The sequence below is a fragment of the Rhodanobacter sp. FW102-FHT14D06 genome (assembly GCF_043950705.1).
In the GTDB taxonomy this organism is placed as follows: domain Bacteria; phylum Pseudomonadota; class Gammaproteobacteria; order Xanthomonadales; family Rhodanobacteraceae; genus Rhodanobacter.
The window spans coordinates 3,538,703-3,558,402 of record NZ_CP170722.1; the positions used below are offsets into that span (position 1 = coordinate 3,538,703).

18 protein-coding genes and 1 tRNA gene are annotated in these 19,700 nt (G+C 68.6%); 13 read left to right on the plus strand and 6 right to left on the minus strand.

The genetic code is table 11. From position 1 onward, the window contains the following. Positions 1-19 precede the first annotated feature (19 nt). Positions 20-760: a sulfite exporter TauE/SafE family protein gene (locus ACFCQI_RS15965; protein WP_395118340.1), complete on the minus strand. Its 741-nt coding sequence runs from the start codon at positions 758-760 to the stop codon at positions 20-22. A 158-nt stretch (positions 761-918) separates the two neighbouring features. Between ACFCQI_RS15965 and ACFCQI_RS15970 the strand changes: the two genes are divergently transcribed. The 3 genes from ACFCQI_RS15970 (at position 919) to ACFCQI_RS15980 (ending at position 5,287) form a co-directional block, all read left to right on the plus strand. Continuing rightward, positions 919-2,793 (plus strand): assimilatory sulfite reductase (NADPH) flavoprotein subunit, encoded by a 1,875-nt coding sequence (locus ACFCQI_RS15970; RefSeq protein WP_395118342.1) that lies wholly within the window; start codon positions 919-921, stop codon positions 2,791-2,793. Between the two features lie 83 nt (positions 2,794-2,876). Continuing rightward, on the plus strand, positions 2,877-4,571 hold the full coding sequence (gene cysI / locus ACFCQI_RS15975; protein ID WP_395118344.1) for an assimilatory sulfite reductase (NADPH) hemoprotein subunit: 1,695 nt from the start codon (positions 2,877-2,879) through the stop codon (positions 4,569-4,571). Between the two features lie 5 nt (positions 4,572-4,576). Then, positions 4,577-5,287, plus strand: coding sequence for a phosphoadenylyl-sulfate reductase (locus ACFCQI_RS15980; RefSeq protein WP_395121383.1), 711 nt, complete (start codon positions 4,577-4,579; stop codon positions 5,285-5,287). A gap of 82 nt (positions 5,288-5,369) precedes the next feature. On the opposite strand, the gene ACFCQI_RS15985 is transcribed toward ACFCQI_RS15980, so the two are convergent. Beyond that, positions 5,370-6,311, minus strand: coding sequence for a peptidylprolyl isomerase (locus ACFCQI_RS15985; RefSeq protein ID WP_395118346.1), 942 nt, complete (start codon positions 6,309-6,311; stop codon positions 5,370-5,372). 148 nt (positions 6,312-6,459) lie between these two features. On the opposite strand from ACFCQI_RS15985, the gene ACFCQI_RS15990 reads away from it, so the two are divergent. Genes ACFCQI_RS15990 through ACFCQI_RS16000 form a run of 3 tightly spaced genes read left to right on the plus strand, consistent with a single transcriptional unit; the run spans position 6,460 to position 8,194 of the window. Beyond that, positions 6,460-6,822 (plus strand): PadR family transcriptional regulator, encoded by a 363-nt coding sequence (locus ACFCQI_RS15990; protein ID WP_395118348.1) that lies wholly within the window; start codon positions 6,460-6,462, stop codon positions 6,820-6,822. Continuing rightward, entirely contained in the window at positions 6,819-7,751 is a 933-nt protein-coding gene (locus ACFCQI_RS15995) for a sensor domain-containing protein (RefSeq protein ID WP_395118350.1), read from the plus strand. The genes ACFCQI_RS15990 and ACFCQI_RS15995 overlap by 4 nt, the downstream gene beginning before the upstream one ends. After that, positions 7,751-8,194 carry a DUF1579 family protein gene (locus ACFCQI_RS16000; protein WP_395118352.1) on the plus strand — a complete coding sequence of 148 codons (444 nt, stop codon included), beginning with the start codon at positions 7,751-7,753 and terminating at the stop codon, positions 8,192-8,194. Before ACFCQI_RS15995 ends, ACFCQI_RS16000 begins: the two co-directional genes overlap by 1 nt. Before the next feature lie 37 nt (positions 8,195-8,231). On the opposite strand, the gene ACFCQI_RS16005 is transcribed toward ACFCQI_RS16000, so the two are convergent. Then, entirely contained in the window at positions 8,232-8,519 is a 288-nt protein-coding gene (locus tag ACFCQI_RS16005) for a hypothetical protein (RefSeq protein ID WP_395118354.1), read from the minus strand. A gap of 127 nt (positions 8,520-8,646) precedes the next feature. Between ACFCQI_RS16005 and ACFCQI_RS16010 the strand changes: the two genes are divergently transcribed. The 6 genes from ACFCQI_RS16010 to ACFCQI_RS16035 all read left to right on the plus strand — a co-directional run bounded on the left by ACFCQI_RS16010 (position 8,647) and on the right by ACFCQI_RS16035 (position 16,649). After that, entirely contained in the window at positions 8,647-9,255 is a 609-nt protein-coding gene (locus tag ACFCQI_RS16010) for a class I SAM-dependent DNA methyltransferase (RefSeq protein WP_395118356.1), read from the plus strand. Positions 9,256-9,329: 74 nt separating this feature from the next. Then, positions 9,330-11,321, plus strand: coding sequence for an OPT family oligopeptide transporter (locus ACFCQI_RS16015; RefSeq protein WP_395118358.1), 1,992 nt, complete (start codon positions 9,330-9,332; stop codon positions 11,319-11,321). A 160-nt stretch (positions 11,322-11,481) separates the two neighbouring features. Continuing rightward, the gene (gene mprF, locus ACFCQI_RS16020; RefSeq protein ID WP_395118360.1) at positions 11,482-14,013 is read left to right on the plus strand and encodes a bifunctional lysylphosphatidylglycerol flippase/synthetase MprF; all 2,532 of its coding nucleotides are present in this window, start codon (positions 11,482-11,484) and stop codon (positions 14,011-14,013) included. After that, complete coding sequence (locus ACFCQI_RS16025; RefSeq protein ID WP_395118362.1) at positions 14,010-14,813, plus strand: AcvB/VirJ family lysyl-phosphatidylglycerol hydrolase; 804 nt, start codon at positions 14,010-14,012, stop codon at positions 14,811-14,813. Before mprF ends, ACFCQI_RS16025 begins: the two co-directional genes overlap by 4 nt. 79 nt (positions 14,814-14,892) lie before the next feature. Next, on the plus strand, positions 14,893-15,954 hold the full coding sequence (locus ACFCQI_RS16030; protein WP_395118364.1) for a class I SAM-dependent methyltransferase: 1,062 nt from the start codon (positions 14,893-14,895) through the stop codon (positions 15,952-15,954). After that, a complete protein-coding gene (locus tag ACFCQI_RS16035) occupies positions 15,951-16,649 on the plus strand; it encodes a pseudouridine synthase (RefSeq protein WP_395118366.1) in 699 nt (232 codons plus the stop codon). The genes ACFCQI_RS16030 and ACFCQI_RS16035 overlap by 4 nt, the downstream gene beginning before the upstream one ends. A 43-nt stretch (positions 16,650-16,692) precedes the next feature. Here the strand turns inward: ACFCQI_RS16035 and ACFCQI_RS16040 are convergent, their stop codons facing one another. Next, positions 16,693-17,037 (minus strand): YkgJ family cysteine cluster protein, encoded by a 345-nt coding sequence (locus ACFCQI_RS16040; RefSeq protein ID WP_395118367.1) that lies wholly within the window; start codon positions 17,035-17,037, stop codon positions 16,693-16,695. 47 nt (positions 17,038-17,084) lie between these two features. Continuing rightward, positions 17,085-17,672: a DUF1415 domain-containing protein gene (locus ACFCQI_RS16045; protein WP_395118370.1), complete on the minus strand. Its 588-nt coding sequence runs from the start codon at positions 17,670-17,672 to the stop codon at positions 17,085-17,087. 183 nt (positions 17,673-17,855) lie between these two features. Here ACFCQI_RS16045 and ACFCQI_RS16050 point away from each other — a divergent pair, with 183 nt between their 5' ends. Continuing rightward, positions 17,856-19,415, plus strand: a complete 1,560-nt coding sequence (locus tag ACFCQI_RS16050; protein WP_395118372.1) for a YdiU family protein — start codon at positions 17,856-17,858, stop codon at positions 19,413-19,415. Positions 19,416-19,459: 44 nt separating this feature from the next. Here the strand turns inward: ACFCQI_RS16050 and ACFCQI_RS16055 are convergent. Continuing rightward, positions 19,460-19,536: transfer RNA gene (locus tag ACFCQI_RS16055), tRNA-Arg, on the minus strand. Positions 19,537-19,700 lie beyond the last annotated feature (164 nt).

Sequence of the window (19,700 nt, forward strand, 5' to 3'; positions counted from 1 at the left end):
GGCCATTGTAGTGGCCGGCTCAGGTGAACAGGCGCACCGTGTTGTTGAGGCCCAGCGCCAGCACTGCCAACCCGGCCAGCGCGGTGGCGACGCGCGCCGGCACGCGTCGCACGAACACGGCGCCGAACGGCGCGGCCAGGGCGCCGCCGATGATCAGCCCGACCACCGCGGCCGCATGGCTGACGCCGATGGTGAGCAGGAAACTGAAGCTGGCGGCCACGCTGACCACGCACTTGGCCAGGTGCACGCTGCCGATCACCGCTCGCGGCTGCAGGCCGCGCGCCAGCAGCGTGGTGACGGTGATTGCGCTCCAGCCGCCGCCGCCGATGGCGTCGACCAGGCCGGCAATGCCGCCGGTGATGCCGGTGCCGCGCGGGACGTCCATGCGTGCGCCGGCCGCTCGTCGGCAGCGCAGCAGCAGGAAGCCGCCCATGCCCAGCAGGTAGGGCGCCAGCAAGGCGCGCAGCCAGGAAGGCGGTACGTGCACGGCGATCCACACGCCGATCAGCGCCCCCAACACGCCGGGGATCACCAGTGCCAGGAACAGCGCGCGGCGCACGTTGCCGGCCAGCAGGTGGCTGAGGCCGGAAGCACCGCAGGTGAAGGCCTCCGCATAATGCACGCTGGCGCTGGCGGCCACCGGGGGCACGCCCAGCGCCAGCAGCAGGCCGGACGCGGTGACCCCGAAGGCCATGCCCAGCGCGCCGTCGACCAGCTGGGCGAGGGCGCCCACGACCATGAATGCAAGCAGTTCGCTCAAGCGCGTCGGCAACCACATCGGGTGGATGCGCAGTATACGGCGCGCCCGGCCGCGCGCAGGAAATGAGCAGCGGACATAACGACATGCCGACAGATGCTTTCCCCGAGTTCGAACCGAAACCTACCATTGTCATATGGACGTAAAGACGTCCAGAAGGAATGACCGTGAACGCTGCGCTGAAATCGCTTCCGCCTGCACCTACGCTCGATCCGGAGCGGCTGGCGCTGCTGGCCCGCTTGACCCACGGCCTGGCACCGGCCGACCTGTACTGGATCGCGGCGTACAGCGCCGCGGCTGCCGCTGGCGGCGCGGTTGCGGCCAGCTTGCCGGGCATGGGCGAGCAACCGGCGGACGCGGGCCGGCGGTTGACCATCGTCTATGGCAGCCAGACCGGCAACTCCCGCCGTGTGGCCGAGCAACTGGCGAACCGCGCCGAGGCCGCCGGCCTGCCGGTGCGCTTGCTGCGCGCCGGCGCCTACCCGCTGCGCGAGCTGGCCCAGGAGCGCTTCCTGAGCGTGGTGATCAGCAGCCAGGGTGACGGCGATCCGCCGGACGATGCGGTGGGTTTCGTCGAGTTCATCGCCGGCAAGCGCGCACCGAAGTTGCCGCAACTGAAGTTCGCCGTGCTGGGCCTGGGCGATTCGAGTTACCCGAAGTATTGCGCGGTCAGCCAGGCGCTGGATGCGCGGCTGGCCGAGCTGGGTGGACAGCGCTTTGCCGAGCTGGGCGAGGCCGACGTGGATTTCGAGGCGGCGGCGGCAGGCTGGTCCGAACGCGCCCTCGCCGCAGCCCGCGAGACGCTCGACGTGCCCGCGACGGCTCCGCGTCAGGGCGCGGCACTGCACGCGGTGCGCACGGTGGCGACATACTCGCGCGAGCAACCGTTCGCCGCCGCCGTGCTGGAGAACCAGCGCATCGTCTCGCGCGACAGCGAGCGCGACGTGCGGCATGTCGAACTGTCGCTGGAAGGTTCGGGCCTGCGTTACGAAGCCGGTGATGCGGTCGGCGTGTGGCCGCGCAATCCGCCGGCGCTGGTCGAGCAGTGGCTGACGACGTTGCGGCTGGATGGCGCTGCGGAAGTCGAACATGGCGGCAAGCACCTGCCGCTGGCGCGCTGGCTGGCCGAGGAGCGCGAAATCACCCGACTGACCCGTCCGTTGGTCGCGGCGCAGGCCGCAGCCACGAGGCATGCAGGTCTGCAGCGCCTGCTGGCTCCGGAGCAGCGCGCCGAGTTCGCCGCCTTGCTGGAAAGCCACCAGCCGATCGATCTCCTGCGCGAGTTTCCCGCCGCGTGGGACGCCGCCGAACTGGTCGCCGCACTGCGCCCGCTGACGCCACGGCTGTATTCGATTGCGTCCAGCCCGAAAGCCGTGGGGCCGGACGAGGTGCACCTGACCGTGGCGGTGGTGGAATACGCTGCGCATGGCAGCACGCATTACGGCGCGGCATCGAGCTTCCTTGCCGGCGCGGGCGATGACGCGACAGTGCCGGTATTCATCGAACCGAACGAACGCTTCCGCCTGCCGGCCGACGGCAGCCGCGACGTGATCATGATCGGCCCCGGTACCGGCGTCGCCCCGTTCCGCGCCTTCGTGCAGGAGCGCGAGGCGACTGCCGCCAGCGGCCGCAACTGGCTGTTCTTCGGCAACCGCCACTTCGCCCGCGACTTCCTCTACCAGCTCGAGTGGCAGGACGCCTTGCGCCGCGGCAGCCTGAGCCGCCTCGACCTGGCCTTCTCGCGCGACGGCGTGGCTCGTTCAGAGAGTGCGCCCAGAGATGTGCGGGGTGTTGCGAGGGACTCGCACAAGGTCTACGTGCAGCAGCGCCTGCGCGAGAACGGTCGTGAACTGTACGCATGGCTGCGCGAAGGCGCGCATCTGTATGTCTGCGGCGATTCCGCGCACATGGCCCGGGACGTGCACAAAGCCCTGCTGGAGATCGTCGCCACCCACGGCGGGTTGTCCGCCGAGGGCGCGCGGGCCTGGTTGGCCGATCTTCTGCAGCAGGGGCGTTACGCCCGCGATGTCTATTGATTGAACCGCGTCGTCATTCCCGCCTTCGCGGGAATGACGAACAAATAAGCATGCAACCCGAACGCGAACTGGCTTGAATCCCGATGCCTTCCCACCTGGAAAAGATCAAGATCGAAAGCCGCCTCTTGCGCGGCACCATCGCCGAGGGGCTGGCCGATGCCGTCACCGGCGCGATCGCCGAGAGCGACACCAAGCTGCTGAAGTTCCACGGCAGCTACATGCAGGACGATCGCGACATCCGTGACGAGCGCCGCCGCCAGAAGTTGGAACCGGCGTATGCCTTCATGGTGCGCGCGCGCCTGCCTGGCGGCGTGATGACCCCGGCGCAGTGGCTCGCCTTCGACCGGATCGCCGGCGACTACGCCTCCAGCGGACTGCGCATCACCACGCGGCAGACTTTCCAGTGGCACGGCATCATCAAGCGCGACCTGAAGCCCGCCATCGCCGCGATCAACGCGGCCATGGCCAGCACCATCGCCGCCTGCGGCGACGTCAACCGCAACGTGGTGTGCAACACCAACCCGGTCGAATCGCCCGCGCACGAGGCGGCGTACGCGTGGGCGGTGCGCCTGTCCGAGCACCTCAAGCCGAAGACGCGCGCCTACCACGAGTTCTGGCTCGATGGCGAAAAGCTGGTGGGCGAGGAAGCCGCCAACGAAAGCGAACCGCTGTACGGCGCCACCTACCTGCCGCGCAAGTTCAAGATCGGGCTGGCGATCCCGCCGCAGAACGACATCGACGTGTTCGCCCAGGACCTGGCCCTGATCGCCATTGTCGAACACGGCGAGTTGCTTGGATTCAACGTGGGCATCGGCGGCGGCATGGGCGCCACCCATGGCGACCCGGCCACCTATCCGCGGCTGGCCGACGTGATCGGCTTCGTGCGGCCGTCGCAACTCATCGCGCTGGCCGAAACCGTCATCGCCGTGCAGCGCGACTGGGGCGATCGCGAGGAGCGCAAGCATGCACGGCTGAAGTACACCATCGACACGCTTGGGCTCGGTGCGATCAAGGCCGAGATCGAGCGACGGTTGGGCTTCGCGCTGGAGCCGGCGCGCGCGTTCCGTTTCGACAATAACGGCGATCGCTACGGTTGGGTCGAAGGCCATGCCGGGCGCTGGCACCTGACCTTGCAGGTGGAGTCCGGCCGCCTGCTCGACCGCGGAGCGCACACCTGGCTCAGCGGCATGCGCGAACTGGCCGGCGTGCACACCGGCGACATCCGGCTCACCTGCAACCAGAACCTGATCATCGCCAACGTGGCGGCCGCCGATCGCGCCGCGATCGACGCCCTGGTGGCCCGCCACGGCATGGACGGCTACAAAAGGCACAGCGCGATCCGCCAGCACGCGATCGCCTGCGTGGCGCTGCCCACCTGCGGCCTGGCGATGGCCGAGAGCGAGCGCTACCTGCCGACGCTGCTGCCGAAACTGGAAGCCTTGCTGGACCGGCACGGCCTGCTCGACACGCCGATCCTGCTGCGCCTGTCCGGTTGCCCCAACGGCTGCTCGCGTCCGTACCTGGGCGAGATCGCCCTGGTCGGTCGCGGCCCGGGGCGTTATGACCTGCGCCTGGGCGCGGATTTCCGCGGCCAACGCCTGAACCAGGTCTGGCGCGAGAACGTCGACGAGGCCGCGATCCTCGCTGCGCTCGACCCGTTGTTCGCGCGCTATGCCGCCGAGCGCGAGGCGGGCGAGGGCTTCGGTGATTTCCTGCTGCGCGCGGCTGTTCTGCAGCCACCATCTGCGCGGCGCATCGCCGCCACGGTGCTCGCGTGAAACCGCTGCCGGTGGACACTGCCCCCGACGCGCAGGCGCTTGCGGGGATCAACGCCATGCTGGCCAAGCGCAGCGCTGCGCAGCGGGTGGCGTGGGCGCTGGAGCACCTGCCCGGAGAACACGTGCTGTCGTCCAGTTTCGGGGCGCAGGCCGCCGTGTCGCTGCATCTGGTCAGCCGCCAGCGTCCGGACATCCCGGTGATCCTGATCGATACCGGTTACCTGTTCCCCGAGACCTACCATTTCGTCGACCAACTGACGGCGCGGCTCGGGCTCAATCTCAAGGTCTACCAGTCGCCGCTCAGCCCCGCGCGGATGGAGGCACGGCACGGCCAGTTGTGGCGCCAGGGAGTGAGTGGCATCGACCAGTACAATCGCGTTCGCAAGATCGAGCCGATGCAGCGCGCGCTCGATGAACTGCATGCCGGCAGCTGGATCGCCGGACTGCGCCGGCAGCAATCGCGCAGCCGCGCCGCGATCGACTTTCTCGAACTCCGCCACGGCCGCTGGAAACTGCACCCGCTGGCCGACTGGAGCGACCGCGACGTCGGCCACTATCTCAGCCGCCATCGCCTGCCGTACCACCCGCTGTGGGAGCAGGGCTACGTCTCGATCGGCGACCACCACACCAGCCGTCGCTGGGAGCCCGGCATGGACCCGGAGGAAACACGCTTCTTCGGCCTCAAGCGCGAGTGCGGACTGCACGGCATCGCGTGACGGTGGGTCCCCGCAGGGCGGGCATTGCCCGCCGCTCCTGGTCTGGGTGCGTTGAAGAGCAGGCGGGCAGGGCTGCCCTGCGTCAATGCGCTGCTTTCGGCTCACGCACGGGGATCTCGACGCTGCACAGGCCGACCTTGCCGGACGACACCTTGTAGAAATCGTCATGCCGGTGGCGCTGGGCGTCGAGCAGGGCGGCGAAGGTGGCGCTGTCCGTGCGCAGCACCTGCACGGCCGGGCGCTGCGCCGGCGGCAGTTCGGAGGCCAGTCGCACGGATTCGATCGGCGTGCGTTGCGCGGGCTTGTCGTAGAAGCCCATCGGGCCGGTACCACGCGGCAGGGCGGACAGCAGCGGCATGCCTTCCAGCACGCGGCCGGCGATCGCCAGGTTGCGGTCGAGCCGGCGCGGGGACTGGCCGATCACCACGTACAGCTCGCTGCCGCTGCCGGTTTCCGGGCCGATGTCGCGTCCCACGCCGACCATGCCGTAGCAATGGGTCAGCCACTGCTCGCCGCTGGCCGGGTCGCGCGCGGCGGGGAAGCCTTCACTGAAACCGACCTCGGGTGCATAGACGTCGCCGTCGGGCAGCGGGGTCCATTCCAGCCTCGGGTCGATCGGCCGCGTGTATTCCGGCGGCAGCGTGGCGTGCGCCTTGCCAAGCGAGCGCGGCTTGCTGGCGGGATCGTTGTTGTCGCCCGCCGGGTCGCCCCATTGCGTGACGAAGTTGTCCTGCACCCGCACGATCGCCAGGCCGTCGTAATAGTGCTGGCGCGCCATGGTGCGGATGTTCGCCGCATGCAGCGGGGTGAAGTCCGGCGCCAGCTCGATCAGCACGCGCCCGGTCGGCAGCTGCATCACCAGCAGGTTGTGCGGGTCGGGCGTGCGCCATTCGGCCGCGGTGGACTTGGCCAACAGCTCGGCGCGGCTCGGCGTGGGCGCCTGGGTATCCGTGGCGGCAAGCGCCGGCACGGCGACCAGGCTGGCCAGCAGCGTCAGGGCCGCGAATTGACGACGTGCATGCATGGCTATCCCCTCAAGGTTTGCAACGGCGAGACCCGCAACTTAGCAGAGCGTCCGCGTCGCCGGCAGGCGCATGACTTCAGGCATATTCACTAGTCATAACTGCACACTAGAATGAATACCGTAACAGGTGACAGTGCGGGTGAGCGCGATGGATGACGGCAGTCAACTGAAGAAGTTCCAGAAGGAGCTGTCCACCGGCACGGTGGCGCTGGTCCTGCTGGCCGTGCTGGCGCAGTCGCGCCAGCCGATGTACGGCTACCAGATCGCCAAGCGGCTGGAGGCGGTGGGCGAGGGCGTGCTCGCCGGCAAGCAGAGCGCGCTGTATCCGGTGCTGCGCAATCTCGAGGCGTCGGGATTGCTGGCCAGCGAGGTCGAGCCTTCGATCAGCGGACCGCCGCGACGCTATTACCGCATCACCCGGCCCGGGCGCGACGCGCTGCGCGACTGGACCGCCGCGTGGATCGCCACCCGCGATTCGGTCGACAACGTCTTGCAAGGAGGGGTTTCATGAACGCGCCACGCACGATTGCCCAATATCTCGATCAGCTGCGCGCCGCGCTGCGCGGGGCCGACCCTGCGCTGATCCAGGATGCGCTCTACGACGCCGAGGAACACCTGCGCGCAGAGCTTTACGAACGCCCCGGACGCGACGAGGCGGCGATGCTCGAACAAGTGGTGCAGAGCTACGGCGCACCGGACGAGGTGGCCGAGATCTACCGCGACCAGGAGATCAAGGTGCAGCGGGCGATCCGCCCGCCGCCAGCACCGCCGCGTCGCTCGCTGGCCGGGCGCTTCTTCGGCGTGGCGACCGACCTGCATACCTGGGGTGCGCTGTTCTACATCCTACTGGGGTCGGCCACGGGCATCGCCTATTTCACGCTGGCCGTGGGTGGCATCGCGCTGTCGGCGGGCCTGTCCGTGCTGATCATCGGCCTGCCGTTCATAGTGCTGTTCATCGGCAGCATGCGGGGGCTCTCGCTGCTCGAAGGGCGCATCGTGGAAGCGCTGCTGGGCGTGCGCATGCCGCGGCGGCCACCGTACCCGCAACGCGGCGTGCCGCTGCTGGGGCGGATCGGCGCCATGTTTACCGACCCGCGCACCTGGACCACGCTGTTCTACATGGTGCTGATGTTGCCGCTGGGCATCGTGTACTTCATCCTCACCGCCGTCTTGCTGGCCGTCGCGCTGGGCCTGCTGGGACTGCCGGTGCTGATGCTGTTTGGCCACGACTGGTTGCAGGGCCTGTACGTGGATCACACGATCCTGCTGGACTGGGGTTCCGGCCCGCACGTACCTGGCTGGGCCGAGGTGCTGGCGATGTTCCTGTTCGGCGCCGGGTTGCTGTTCGCCACCCTGCACCTGGTACGCGGAATCGGCCGCTTGCACGGCGCCATGGCCAAGCACCTGCTGGTGCGCGGCACAACCCGGGGTGCATCGTGATGGACGACCTGCTGGCCCGTTTCGATGGTGCATGGGATGGCGAAGAAACCATCGCCACGACCCGCTGGGGCGAGGGCGGCCCGGCGCTCGCGCAGATCAGCGGGCGGTTGGCCCTCGGCGGCAGGGTGCTGCTGATGGATTACCGCGAAACGCGGGACGGCCAACCCGCGCTGCAGGCGCACGCGGTATTCGCCGACGGTGCCAGTCCCGGCGACTTCGCGCTGCACTGGTTCGACAGCTACGGCTTCACTCCCGCAGAACCTGCGCCCGGATATCGCGACGGCGATCGGCTGGTGTTCGTGCGCAGTTCGTCGCGCGGGCAGACACGACATGTGTACCACTGGCTGGGCAACGACGAGTTCACCCTGGTGCTGGAAAGCTCGTTCGACGGCGGTACAAGCTGGGAGAAGGTCATGCAGGGCAGCTACCGTCGCGTCCCGTAGCCCCGGCGCGCCGGGGTGACCGGCGTCGTCGCGGCTTTCAGAAATCATCCACGAACTCGATGCCGGCGCTGCATTCGCTGGCCAGTATCTCGGCGTTCATGCGCACGTCGTCGGCCAGGCTGTCGCTGGCCGCGCCCACTTCGATGAGATAGGCATGTGCGTCGCTGTCGCCGGCCGAACCCAGCGAGCTGGAGTCGTCGCGGATGCCCAGCGCGGGGTCGTCGATTTCCTCGATGTGCTCGACGCCGTCGATGCCGTGCAGGCCGATGATGAGGGTGTCGGCGTCGGCGCGACTGCCGATCAGGCGAAAACGGATCATGGGCATGGTGTTGGCTCCGGGCGGTCGGGGGCGGGGCGAGCATCGCAAGCGAAACGCATGCGAAAAGTGATGCCGTGCCGCGCGCTACCATGGGCGTTCATCCGCCAGCCACTCCGGCCCGCGCCGGGAAGCCATGCCCAAGACCTACGACCGCAGCTATTTCGACAAGTGGTATCGCGACCCGCGCCACGCGGTCGGCTCCCCGGCCGAGTTGCGGCGCAAGGTGGCGATGGCGGTGGCGCAAACCGAGTACTACCTGGGCCGCACGATCCGCAACGTGCTGGACGTGGGTTGCGGCGAAGCCACGTGGCGGGCGCCGCTGCGCGCGCTGCGACCAGGCGTGGAGTATCGCGGGCTGGATGCCAGCGAGTACGTGGTGGCGCGTTACGGCCGCAGCCGCCGGATCGGCCTGGCGCGCTTCGGCCAGCTCGAACAGCTGCGCTTCGACACCCGCTTCGACCTGATCGTGTGCAGCGACGTGCTGCACTACCTCAAGCCAGCCGAGATCCGTGCCGGGCTGCATGGCATCGGCGAGATGCTCGATGGCGTGGCCTTTCTGGAAGTGTTCACCAGCCGCGACGACGTGGCGGGCGACCGCCAGGGTTTCATCGCGCGCGCTCCCGCCTGGTACTTGCGCGAGTTCGGCCGCGTGGGCCTGTTGCCGTGCGGATCGCATTGCTATCTCGGGCCGCGACTGGAGCAGCATGTGGCCGCGCTGGAGCGCGCGCGGCTGCCTGGCTGACGAAGGCCGGCGTATCGCCGGGCGACGGTTCCGCGCTATCGTGCGCGGCAGTTTTCATCGGGGGAGAGCACGAAGTGACCCAGCCAGTCTTGTCCAGCCCATCGCGCCGCGAGCTCACCCTTCGTGGCGTCATCATCGGCATCGTGATCACCGTGGTGTTCACCGCTGCGAACGTGTTCTTCGGCCTCAAGGCCGGACTTACCTTCGCAACCTCGATCCCCGCCGCGGTGATTTCCATGGCGATCCTGCGCGCGTTGAAGAACTCCACCGTGCAGGAGAACAACATCGTGCAGACGGTGGCCTCGGCCGCCGGCACGCTGTCGGCGATCATCTTCGTCCTGCCGGGCCTGGTGATCCTGGGCTACTGGAACGGCTTCCCGTTCTGGATGAGCTTCGGCATCTGCGCCACCGGCGGCATCCTCGGCGTGATGTACACGATCCCGCTGCGCCGCGCGCTGGTCACCGATTCCGACTTGCCGTATCCGGAAGGCGTGGCCTGCGCCGAGGTGCTCAAGGTGGGCTCGGGCGATTCGCCGGAGGCCGCCGAGTCGGTGGAGTCCGGCGGTGCCGGGCTGAAGGCGGTGGTGGTGGGCTCGATCGTCTCGGCGGCGTTCTACGTGGTCGTGCAGACCAAGATCTTCGCCGCCGCGGTGTCCAGCTATTTCCGCATCGGTGATCGGGGTGCGGCTAGCGGTTTCGACTTCGGTCTCTCCTTCGCGCTGTTCGCGGTGGGACACCTGGTGGGCCTGTGGGTGGGCGTGGCGATGCTGCTGGGTGCGATCATCGGCTGGGGCTGGGCGGTGCCGCACTTCCTGCTGCTGCACCCGGAGGGCGGCGCGGCGGCGGAAGCGGCCCAGGCCACCTGGAGCCACTACGTGCGTTTCGTGGGCGCCGGCACCATCGGCGTGGCGGCGATCTGGACGCTGGCCAAGCTGGTCAAGCCGGTGATCGGCGGCCTGGCCGGCGCGATGCGCGCCTCCAGCGCGCGCAAGGCGGGCACGCTGCATTCGCTGCCGCGCACCGAACACGACATGCCGATCGGCCAGGTCGGCATCATCACCCTGCTGTGCCTGATCCCGGTGGCGTGGCTGCTGGGCCACTTCGCCAACATCAGCGGGCTGGGCGAGCACATGGCGCTGCTGGTGATCGGCGGCGTGGTGTTCGTGATCATCATGAGCTTCCTGGTTTCCGCGGTATGCGGCTACATGGCTGGCCTGATCGGCTCGTCCAACAGCCCGCTGTCGGGCGTGGGCATCCTGGTGGTGATCATCGCCGCGCTGCTGCTGGTGCTGGGGGTGAAGTCGCTGGTGCCGGAGGAGGCCGGCAAGGCGCTGGTGGCCTTCGCGCTGTTCATCACCTCGATCGTGTTCGCGGTGGCCTCCATCGCCAACAACAACCTGCAGGATCTCAAGACCGGGCAGTTGGTGGACGCCACGCCCTCGCTGCAGCAATGGGCGCTGGTGATCGGCGTGATCGCCGGCGCGCTGGTGATTCCGCCGGTGCTGGACCTGCTCAACCAGGCCTACGGTTTCCTCGGCGCGCCGGGCGTGGACCCCGCGCGCGCGTTGCCGGCGCCACAGGCCGGGCTGATCTCGGCGCTGGCGCAGGGCGTGATCACCGGCAACATCGACTGGAGCCTGATCGCCATCGGTGGCGGCATCGGCGCGGTGCTGATCGTGGTCGACGAGGTGCTGGGCAAGACCGGCAAGTCGATGCGCCTGCCGCCGCTGGCGGTGGGCCTGGGCATCTACCTGCCCACCTCGACCACGCTGATGGTGGTGGTCGGCGCGATGGTCGGCGCCTGGTTCGACAAGCGTGCCGAGCGCGGCCCCAAGGCGGAGCCGACCAAGCAGTTGGGCGTCCTGCTGGCGTCGGGCCTGATCGTGGGCGAGAGCCTGCTCGGCGTGATCGTGGCGGCAGCGGTGGCGCTGTCCGGCAACCAGTCGCCGCTGGCCGTGGTGGGCGAAAGTTTCGCGACCCCGGCGATCTGGATCGGCGGCCTCGCCTTCACCGCGACGATCGTGGTGATGTACCGCTGGATCGCGCGGATGGGGCAGGGCGGCTGAGGTCGCCTTGCCGCGTGGCTGCCGTTCAGCGGCTGCCACGCGACTGGCCCTAAACTGGCGGCCTTTCCGGGGGGATGCGAGCCGCGTGGTGCAGGAACAAGTCGAACGGGCGCCGCGTGCGGACGGGATTCCCGATGGCCCCAGTCAGAGGGTCGCGTGGTTGCGCCACATCGCCGGCCCGCTGTTCTCGGTGGGCATGCTGTGCCTGGCGCTGTTCGCCCTGCATCTGCTGGCGCGCGAGGTGAATTACCACCAGGTGCGCCAGTACGTGCAGGGCCTGTCGCACGAACGCCTGGGCCTGGCGGTGCTGTTTACCCTGGCCGGCTACGCGGTGATGACGATGTACGACCGCCTGGCGCTGGCCGCGATCGGACGCCGGCTGCCGTGGCGGCGGGTCGGCCTGATTTCCTTCATCAGCTACGCCTTCAGCAACGCCCTGGGCATGTCGCTGCTGGTGTCCGGTTCGATCCGCTATCGCTTCTACGTGCAGAACGGGCTGGGCAACGGCGAGATCGCCCGCGTGGTGCTGTTCTGCACCAGCAGCTTCTGGCTCGGCCTGCTGGCGCTCACCGGCACCACCTTGTTGTGGGTGCCGCTGCCGCCGGAGCTGCCGCTGGCCGGTCTGAGCCAGCCGTTGGGCGCGGTGCTGGTCGCACTGCCGCTGGCGTGGCTGGCTGGCGGATTGATCCATCGCCCGCTGCGCATCTGGCGCTGGCGCGTGACGCTGCCTTCGGTGGGCACCGCGTTGAAACAGATCCTGGTCGGCGCCTGCGACTGGGGCCTCGCTGCCGCGGTGCTTTACGTGCTGATGCCGGATGCGTTGAACAACGGCTTCGGGCACTTCCTGGCGATCTTCGTGATCGCCCAGATCGTCGGCCTGGTGAGCCACGTGCCCGGCGGGCTGGGCGTGTTCGAGGCGGTGATGCTGGCCGGCTTCGGCGCCACCGGCAACGCGCAGCTGACGGCACCGATCCTCGGTGCGCTGGCCGCGTACCGGGTGATCTATTACCTGCTGCCGCTGTGCGCCGCCGCCGTGCTGGTACTGCAGCGCGAGGCGCAGGGCTGGCGCCGCAAGGCCGTGCTGGCGCCATGGTTCACCGGCTTGCTGCCTTCGTTCTTCGCCGGCCTGACCCTGGTCTGCGGGGCGGTGCTGCTGTTCTCCGGCGCGACCCGCGCGCTGCCGGTGCGCATGGCGATCCTCGGCGAGCTGTTGCCGCTGTCGGTGCTGGAGGTTTCGCACCTGCTGGCCAGCGTGATCGGCATGCTGCTGCTGATCCTGGCGCGCGGCCTGCAACGGCGGCTGGATGCCGCCTACTGGCTGACCATGGTGTTGCTGCTGGCCGGCGCGGTGTTCTCGCTGCTCAAGGGCATCGACTACGAGGAGGCCGCGCTGATGACCTTGCTGGTGCTGGCGCTGGCGCCGGCCCACCGGTTGTTCCATCGGCGCGCGTCGCTGTTCAGCACCAGCTTCGGCGTGGGCTGGATCGTGGCGATCGTGGCGACGCTGGGCTGCGCGGCGTGGCTGGTGGTGTTCAGCTACAAGCACGTCGACTACAGCGCCGACCTGTGGTGGCAGTTCAGCCTGCAACACGGCGGCGCGCCGCGCGCGCTGCGCGCGCTGGTGGCCGCGGCCGTCACCGGCATGCTGTTCGCGGCGGCCAGCCTGATCCGTCCGCAGAAACTGCAGCGCGAACGACCCGGCGAGGCCGAGTTGGCGCAGGCGCTGCCGCTGATCAAGCAGTTTCCCTCGGCGCAGGCACACCTGGCCCTGATGGGCGACAAGACCTTGCTGTTCGACGACGAGCACAAGGCCTTCGTGATGTTCGACACGATCGGACGCAGTTGGGTCGCGATGGGCGATCCGGTGGGTACCGACGAGGCCGCACGGCGCGAGCTGGTGTGGACCTTCCTCGAACAGTGCGAGCGAGCGGGTGGCTGGCCGGTGTTCTACCAGGTCAGCCCGGCCAACCTGGACCTGTACCTGGAGGTGGGCCTGAACCTGCTGAAGATCGGCGAAGAGGCGCGGGTGCGACTGGATGCCTTCAACCTCGACGGCAAGTCGAAGAAGGTGCTGCGCAACACGGTCAACAGGCTGCAGCGCGACGGCCTGCGCCTGGAGATCGTGCCGGCCGACGCGGTGGCCGGCCTGCTGCCGAAGCTGCGGCCGGTGTCGGACGCCTGGCTGCGCGACAAGCACGTGCGCGAAAAGCGCTTCTCGCTCGGTGCCTTCGACCCGCACTACCTGGCGCGCACGCCGATGGCGCTGGTGTGGCAGGGCGATGAGCTGGTGGCATTCGCCAACCTGCTGCTCAGCGACACCCGTGAAGAGGCATCGGTCGATCTGATGCGCCATCGCCCGGACGCCCCGGCCGGCATCATGGACTACCTGTTCGTGGAGCTGATGCTGTGGGCGCGCGCCGAGGGCTACCGCTGGTTCAACCTCGGCATGGCGCCGCTGGCCGGGCTGCACAGCCGGCGGCATGCGCCATGGTGGAACCGGTTCGGCGCGATGGTGTTCGGCCGCGGCGAGCGCTTCTACAACTTCCGCGGCCTGCAACGCTACAAGCAGAAGTTCGACCCGCAGTGGGAGCCGCGCTACATGGCGGTGCCCCGCGGCATCGCCTTGCCGATGATCCTGGCCAACGTGGCCAGCCTGATCGCCGGCGGATTGGGAGGAGTCGTGCGCCGATGAGACGATGGAAGACCTGGCTGGCCGGTGTGCTGGTGCTTGGTGTGCTTGGCGCCTTGCTGGCGTGGCGGCCCTGGTCGTCGGTCAGCCTGGCCGATGCGGCCGTGGTCTGGCCGGTGGCCGCGCATGCCGTCGCACCGCCTGAGGGGAAGGACGACGTGATGGCGGTGATCGTCTCCGGCGACGGCGGCTGGGCCGACGTGGATCGGCGCCTGGGCATCGCCTTGATCGACCGCGGCGTGCCGGTGCTCGGCATCAACTCGTTCAAGTACTACTGGCGCGGGCACGACCCGCGGCAGACTGCGCGCGAACTGGATGCGTTGATGACGAAGCAGCTCGATGCGTGGGGCAAGCGGCGGATCTGGCTGATCGGCTTTTCGTTCGGCGCCGACGTGCTGCCCACCATCACCGACCAGCTCGGCGCCGAGAACCGTGCGCGGATCACCCAGATGGTGCTGCTCTCGCCCAGCCGCGACGTGACCTTCGAGATCGAGCTGCAGGGTTACATGATCGAACAGGGCTGGTTCAAGGAGCGCCTCAAGGACGCGTTGCAGTGGATCAACCCGATCGATCATCACGACCCGCTGCCGCCGCTGCGGGCGTTGCACGGCCAGCCGCCCGTGGTGTGCTACTACGGCCTGGACGACGCGGCCGACAGTCTGTGCGACCAGCCCGGTCTGCCGACGTGGGTCACCGTGCACGCCAAGCAGGGTGGCCATCATTTCGACGAAGGCTACGGCCCGTTGGCGCAACAGATGCTGGACGAATTGCCGGCGTCACCGGGTACCGCCGCACGGCCTTGAGCACCGTGCAGGCGACAGGCGCGCAAAGGCGCCGCGATACACTGCGCGCCTGTTTCCCGGGTCAGGACATCGAGTGAGCATGGCGGGAGTATTCGCGCCCCCCAGCGCAGCGCTGGCGGCGTTGTTCGTGCCGTTCGAGACGGCGCGGTTGAGTTTGCCCGCGGATGGCCGGGTGCTGTTCTTGCGTGCGCGCGCCAATGTGCGCCTGCGCGAGCTGGCGCAGCCGGGCTGGTTGTGCGAGCAGGGTTTCCTGCCGTTCGCGGAGGAGCTGGCGCGACAGGGCCTGCACGTCGGCGAACCGGCGGCCGACGAACGTTTCGCGCTGGTGCTGGTGCTGCCGCCGCGCCAGCGCGACGAGGCGCGCGCGCTGTTCGCCCGGGCGCTGCAGCACACTGCACCGGGCGGCACCGTGCTGGCGGCAATGGCCAATGCCGAGGGTGCGAAATCCGGTGAGGCGGATCTGCAGACGCTCGCCGGGCCCGTGCAGCAATTGTCCAAGCACAAATGCCGCGTGTTCTGGGCCACGCGGGACGACGCTGCCATCGACCAGGCGTTGCTGGAGCCATGGCTGGCACTGGATGCACCACGCGAGATTGCCGGCGGCTACGTCAGCCGGCCGGGGCTGTTCGCCTGGGACCGCGTCGACCGCGCCTCGGCGCTGCTGGCCGAACACCTGCCGGTGGACCTGCACGGTCGGGTGGCGGACCTCGGCGCCGGTTACGGTTACCTCGCCTGCCAGCTGATCGCGCGTTGCCCGCGGGTCTCGGCGATCGACCTGTACGAGGCCGAGGCGCGCGCGCTGGAGCCGGCGCGCGTCAACCTGGCGCGGGCACAACGCGATGCTGGTCGCGAGCTGGCGGTGAACGTGCACTGGCACGACGTGACCCGCGGCTTGCCCGAACGCTACGATGCCATCGTCAGCAATCCGCCGTTCCACCAGGGCCGCGCGGACCTGCCGGAGCTGGGCCGCGCCTTCATCACCAGTGCAGCGGATGCGCTGCGACCGGACGGCTGCCTGCTGCTGGTGGCGAATCGGCACCTGCCGTACGAGGCGCACCTGGGCCAGCGCTTCGAGACCGTGCGCACGCTGGCGACGCAGGAAGGATTCAAGGTGATCGAGGCCACCGGAGTACACGCATGAAACTGGTCAAGCTGATCGCCAACCTCGGCTACGGCAGTCGCAAGGACGTGACCCGGCTGTTCCGCAGCGGTCGCATCACCGACGCCGATGGCGAGGTGCTCTACGCCGACGACGTGGTGCCGCTGGAAACCGTCCGCGTCGACGACGAGCCGTTGGACCCGCCGCCTGGCCTGGTGCTGATGTTGAACAAGCCGCTCGGTGTCACCTGCTCGCGCAAGGACCCGGGCCGCATCGTCTACGACCTGCTGCCGCCGCGCTACAGCGTGCGTACGCCCGCGCTGTCCACCGTGGGGCGACTGGACCGCGACACCTCCGGTTTGCTGCTGTTCACCGACGACGGCCCGTTGCTGCACCGGATCATTTCGCCGAAGGCGCAGGTGGCCAAGGTGTACGAGGCCACCCTCGCACAGGATCTGCGCGGCGACGAGGGCGCGCTGTTCGCCAGCGGCACGCTGCTGCTGGAATCGGAGAAGGAACCGCTGGCACCGGCGACACTCGATGTGCTGGGGCCGCGGCATGCCCGCCTGACCGTCACTGAGGGCCGCTATCACCAGGTTCGCCGGATGTTCGCTGCGGCGGGCAACCACGTGGAAACGCTGCAGCGGATTTCAGTCGGTGGACTCGCCTTGGGGGATCTGCCGTCCGGCGAATGGCGCGCCCTCGATGCCACCGAGGTCGCGCTGATTTTCGCGTAGGCCCGCCGGCTGTTTTGCAATCCGATGGCGGGCGGCGTCCGCCCTACAGCACGTGCACCGCCGTGGGGATGACGTTGCCGAACCATTTGTGGCGCTCGTCGCGGCAGCTCGGGCTGCCCATGGCGTACTTGCGGCAAATCGCGGGGCGGTCCTCGTAGATGGTGCAGCGGGAGGTGTTCGGGTCCACCGCGGCACACCAGCCGTCTTCGCCCTTGGCCAGGATTTCCATGCCGTGTGCGTCGTGATCGACCAGCCAGGCGGGCACGTGGTCTTCGGGCATCAATACCACGGTGAGACGGCAGCACACGGCCTCGCAGGTCGTGCATTGCACGCCGGGGTCGATGCTTTCGCTGTAAGGGTCGCTATGAGGGTCGGGAATGTTATTCACGCGCCAGCATGGCACGGCGGGCATGAACGCCGTGTGGTGGCGCAAGTTCAGCCGGTTTCGCCGCGCCACAGCTCCTGCCAACCCTCGACACCCAGCCGCCGCAGTGTCTCGATGTTGCGCCGGTAGATCGCGTCGGTGTCGCTCATCTGTTCCATCGCGCGTTCCACGCTCGCTTCGCGCAGCAGGTGCAGGGTGGGAAAGGGCGAGCGGTTGCTGAAGTTCTCGATCGCGTCGTCGGCGCTGTCGGCGAACCGGTATTGCGGGTGGAAGCCGGCCACCTGCCATTCGCCTTCGAGCCCCAGCGTCTGCACCGCGGCATCGGCCACGTCGAGAAAATCGTTGTAGTCGAGGAAGTCATTGAGCACGAACGGATGGATCAGCAGGCCCGTCTCGCATTCGTCCGGCGTCAGGGCGTTCAACGATTGCAGTTCGCCGCACAGGTCGTCGAGCAACGCATCGGTATCGCGTGCGTGGCTTACCCGCAGCCGCAGCTTGCCCTGCGCGTGGGGCGCGCGGGCAAACGGGCACAGGTTCAGCCCGACCACTGCACGCTCGATCCAGCGCGTGGTGGCGGCGAGCCAGGGCGCGTCCTCGGGCAGGGCGTCGGCGTTGAGGTCGGCGGGTGTGTCGTTCATGCGCTTCTCGCAGGCTGGGCGCGCCGACTATAGCTGTCCGCGATGCCGACGCCGTAGCGCCATGCTTGCAGGGGCACACCCTGTGCGCGATGCTCTTCGTCACGTGACGCATAAAGTATCGCGCGCGACCAAAGAAAGTCCCTTGTGGACAGGCTGCTCACCTACAATCGGTCGGGTATGCCGATGTTCAAGCTTCGTTTCGACAACGCGTTCGTGCACGAGCTGCCCGGGGACCAGGAGGCAGGTGCGCGGCTGCGCCAGGTCGAGGGGGCGCTGTACTCGCGGGTCGATCCGACGCCGGTGGCCGCGCCGCGATTGCTGGCGCATTCGGTGGAGATGGCGGCGTCACTGGGTTTCAGCGAGGCGGATGTCGCCAGCGACGAATTCGCACGGGTGTTCGGCGGCAATGCCTTGCTCGGAGGCATGCAGCCGTGGGCGGCCAATTACGGTGGCCACCAGTTCGGCAACTGGGCCGGCCAGCTCGGCGATGGCCGTGCAATTTCGCTGGGCGAGGTGATCGGCGCCGCTGGCGAACGTTGGGAGTTGCAGTTGAAGGGAGCGGGCCAGACGCCGTACTCGCGCGGCGCCGACGGTCGCGCGGTGCTGCGTTCGTCTGTGCGCGAGTTCCTGTGCAGCGAGGCGATGCATCACCTCGGCGTGCCGACCACGCGCGCCCTGTGCCTGCTCGAAACCGGCGAGCCGGTGCTGCGCGACATGTTCTACGACGGCCACGCCGCGCCCGAGCCCGGCGCCATCGTCTGCCGTGCGGCGCCTTCGTTCATCCGCTTCGGCAATTTCGAGCTGCCGACCTCGCGCGGCGATGCCGCGCTGTTGCGGCAGTTGGTCGATTTCACCATCAGGCGCGACTTTCCGGAGCTGTCGGGGCAGGGCGAGGCGCTGCATGCCGAGTGGTTCGCCCAGGTCTGCGAACGCACGGCCACGATGATCGCGCACTGGATGCGGGTGGGCTTCGTGCATGGCGTGATGAACACCGACAACATGTCGATCCTCGGCCTCACCATCGACTACGGCCCCTACGGCTGGGTCGACAACTTCGACCCGGACTGGACGCCGAACACCACCGACGCGCAGCGCCGCCGCTACCGCTACGGCCAGCAGCCGAACGTGGCGTGGTGGAACCTGAGCCGGTTGGCCGCGGCATTGGCGCCGTTGTTCGACGACGTGGCGCCGTTGCAGGCCGGGCTCGACCGCTACGCCGAGGTCTACGCCGCCGCGGATCGCGTCAACATCGCGCGCAAGCTCGGGCTGGCCGAGTGCCGTGACGCGGATATGGCGCTGATGCAGGATCTTCATGCGCTGATGGCGTCGGCCGAAATCGACATGACGCTGTGGTTTCGCGCACTCGCCGACATCGATCCGGCGAGGCCAACCCTGCAGCCGATGGACGATGCCTTCTACGATGAGGCGAAACGGCGCGAAACCGAGCCGGCGCTTGCCGACTGGCTGGTGCGCTATGCCGCCCGGCTCATCGACGATCCGCTTTCGGCCGACGTGCGCCGCGCGCGCATGCGGGCGGCCAATCCACGCTACGTGCTGCGCAATTACCTCGCGCAACAGGTGATCGACCAGGCAAGCGCGGGCGATCCTTCCGGCATCCGCGAGCTGCTCGACGTGATGCGCCATCCGTACGATGACCAGCCCGGCCACGAGGCATTTGCGCAGAAGCGGCCGGACTGGGCGCGGCACAAGGCGGGTTGCTCGATGCTGTCGTGCAGTTCCTGAAACGCACAAGGGCCGACATGGCCGACCCTTGCGTTCGCTGCGATTGGTGCCCCCGAGACGATTCGAACGTCCGACCTGTCCCTTAGGAGGGGACCGCTCTATCCGACTGAGCTACGAGGGCGGGGTGGCGATTTTCGCATGGATCGCGCGGTTCTGCCCCTCCCTTCCGCTTGCAGAGGCAGATTGCGGGGGCGCGCGCAGGGTCGCTGCAAACCGGGGCCGAGAGCGACCCGCCCGACCCTCGCCAGCGCGCAGGGAAGAAGCCATTCCTGCCACCCTGCTAGA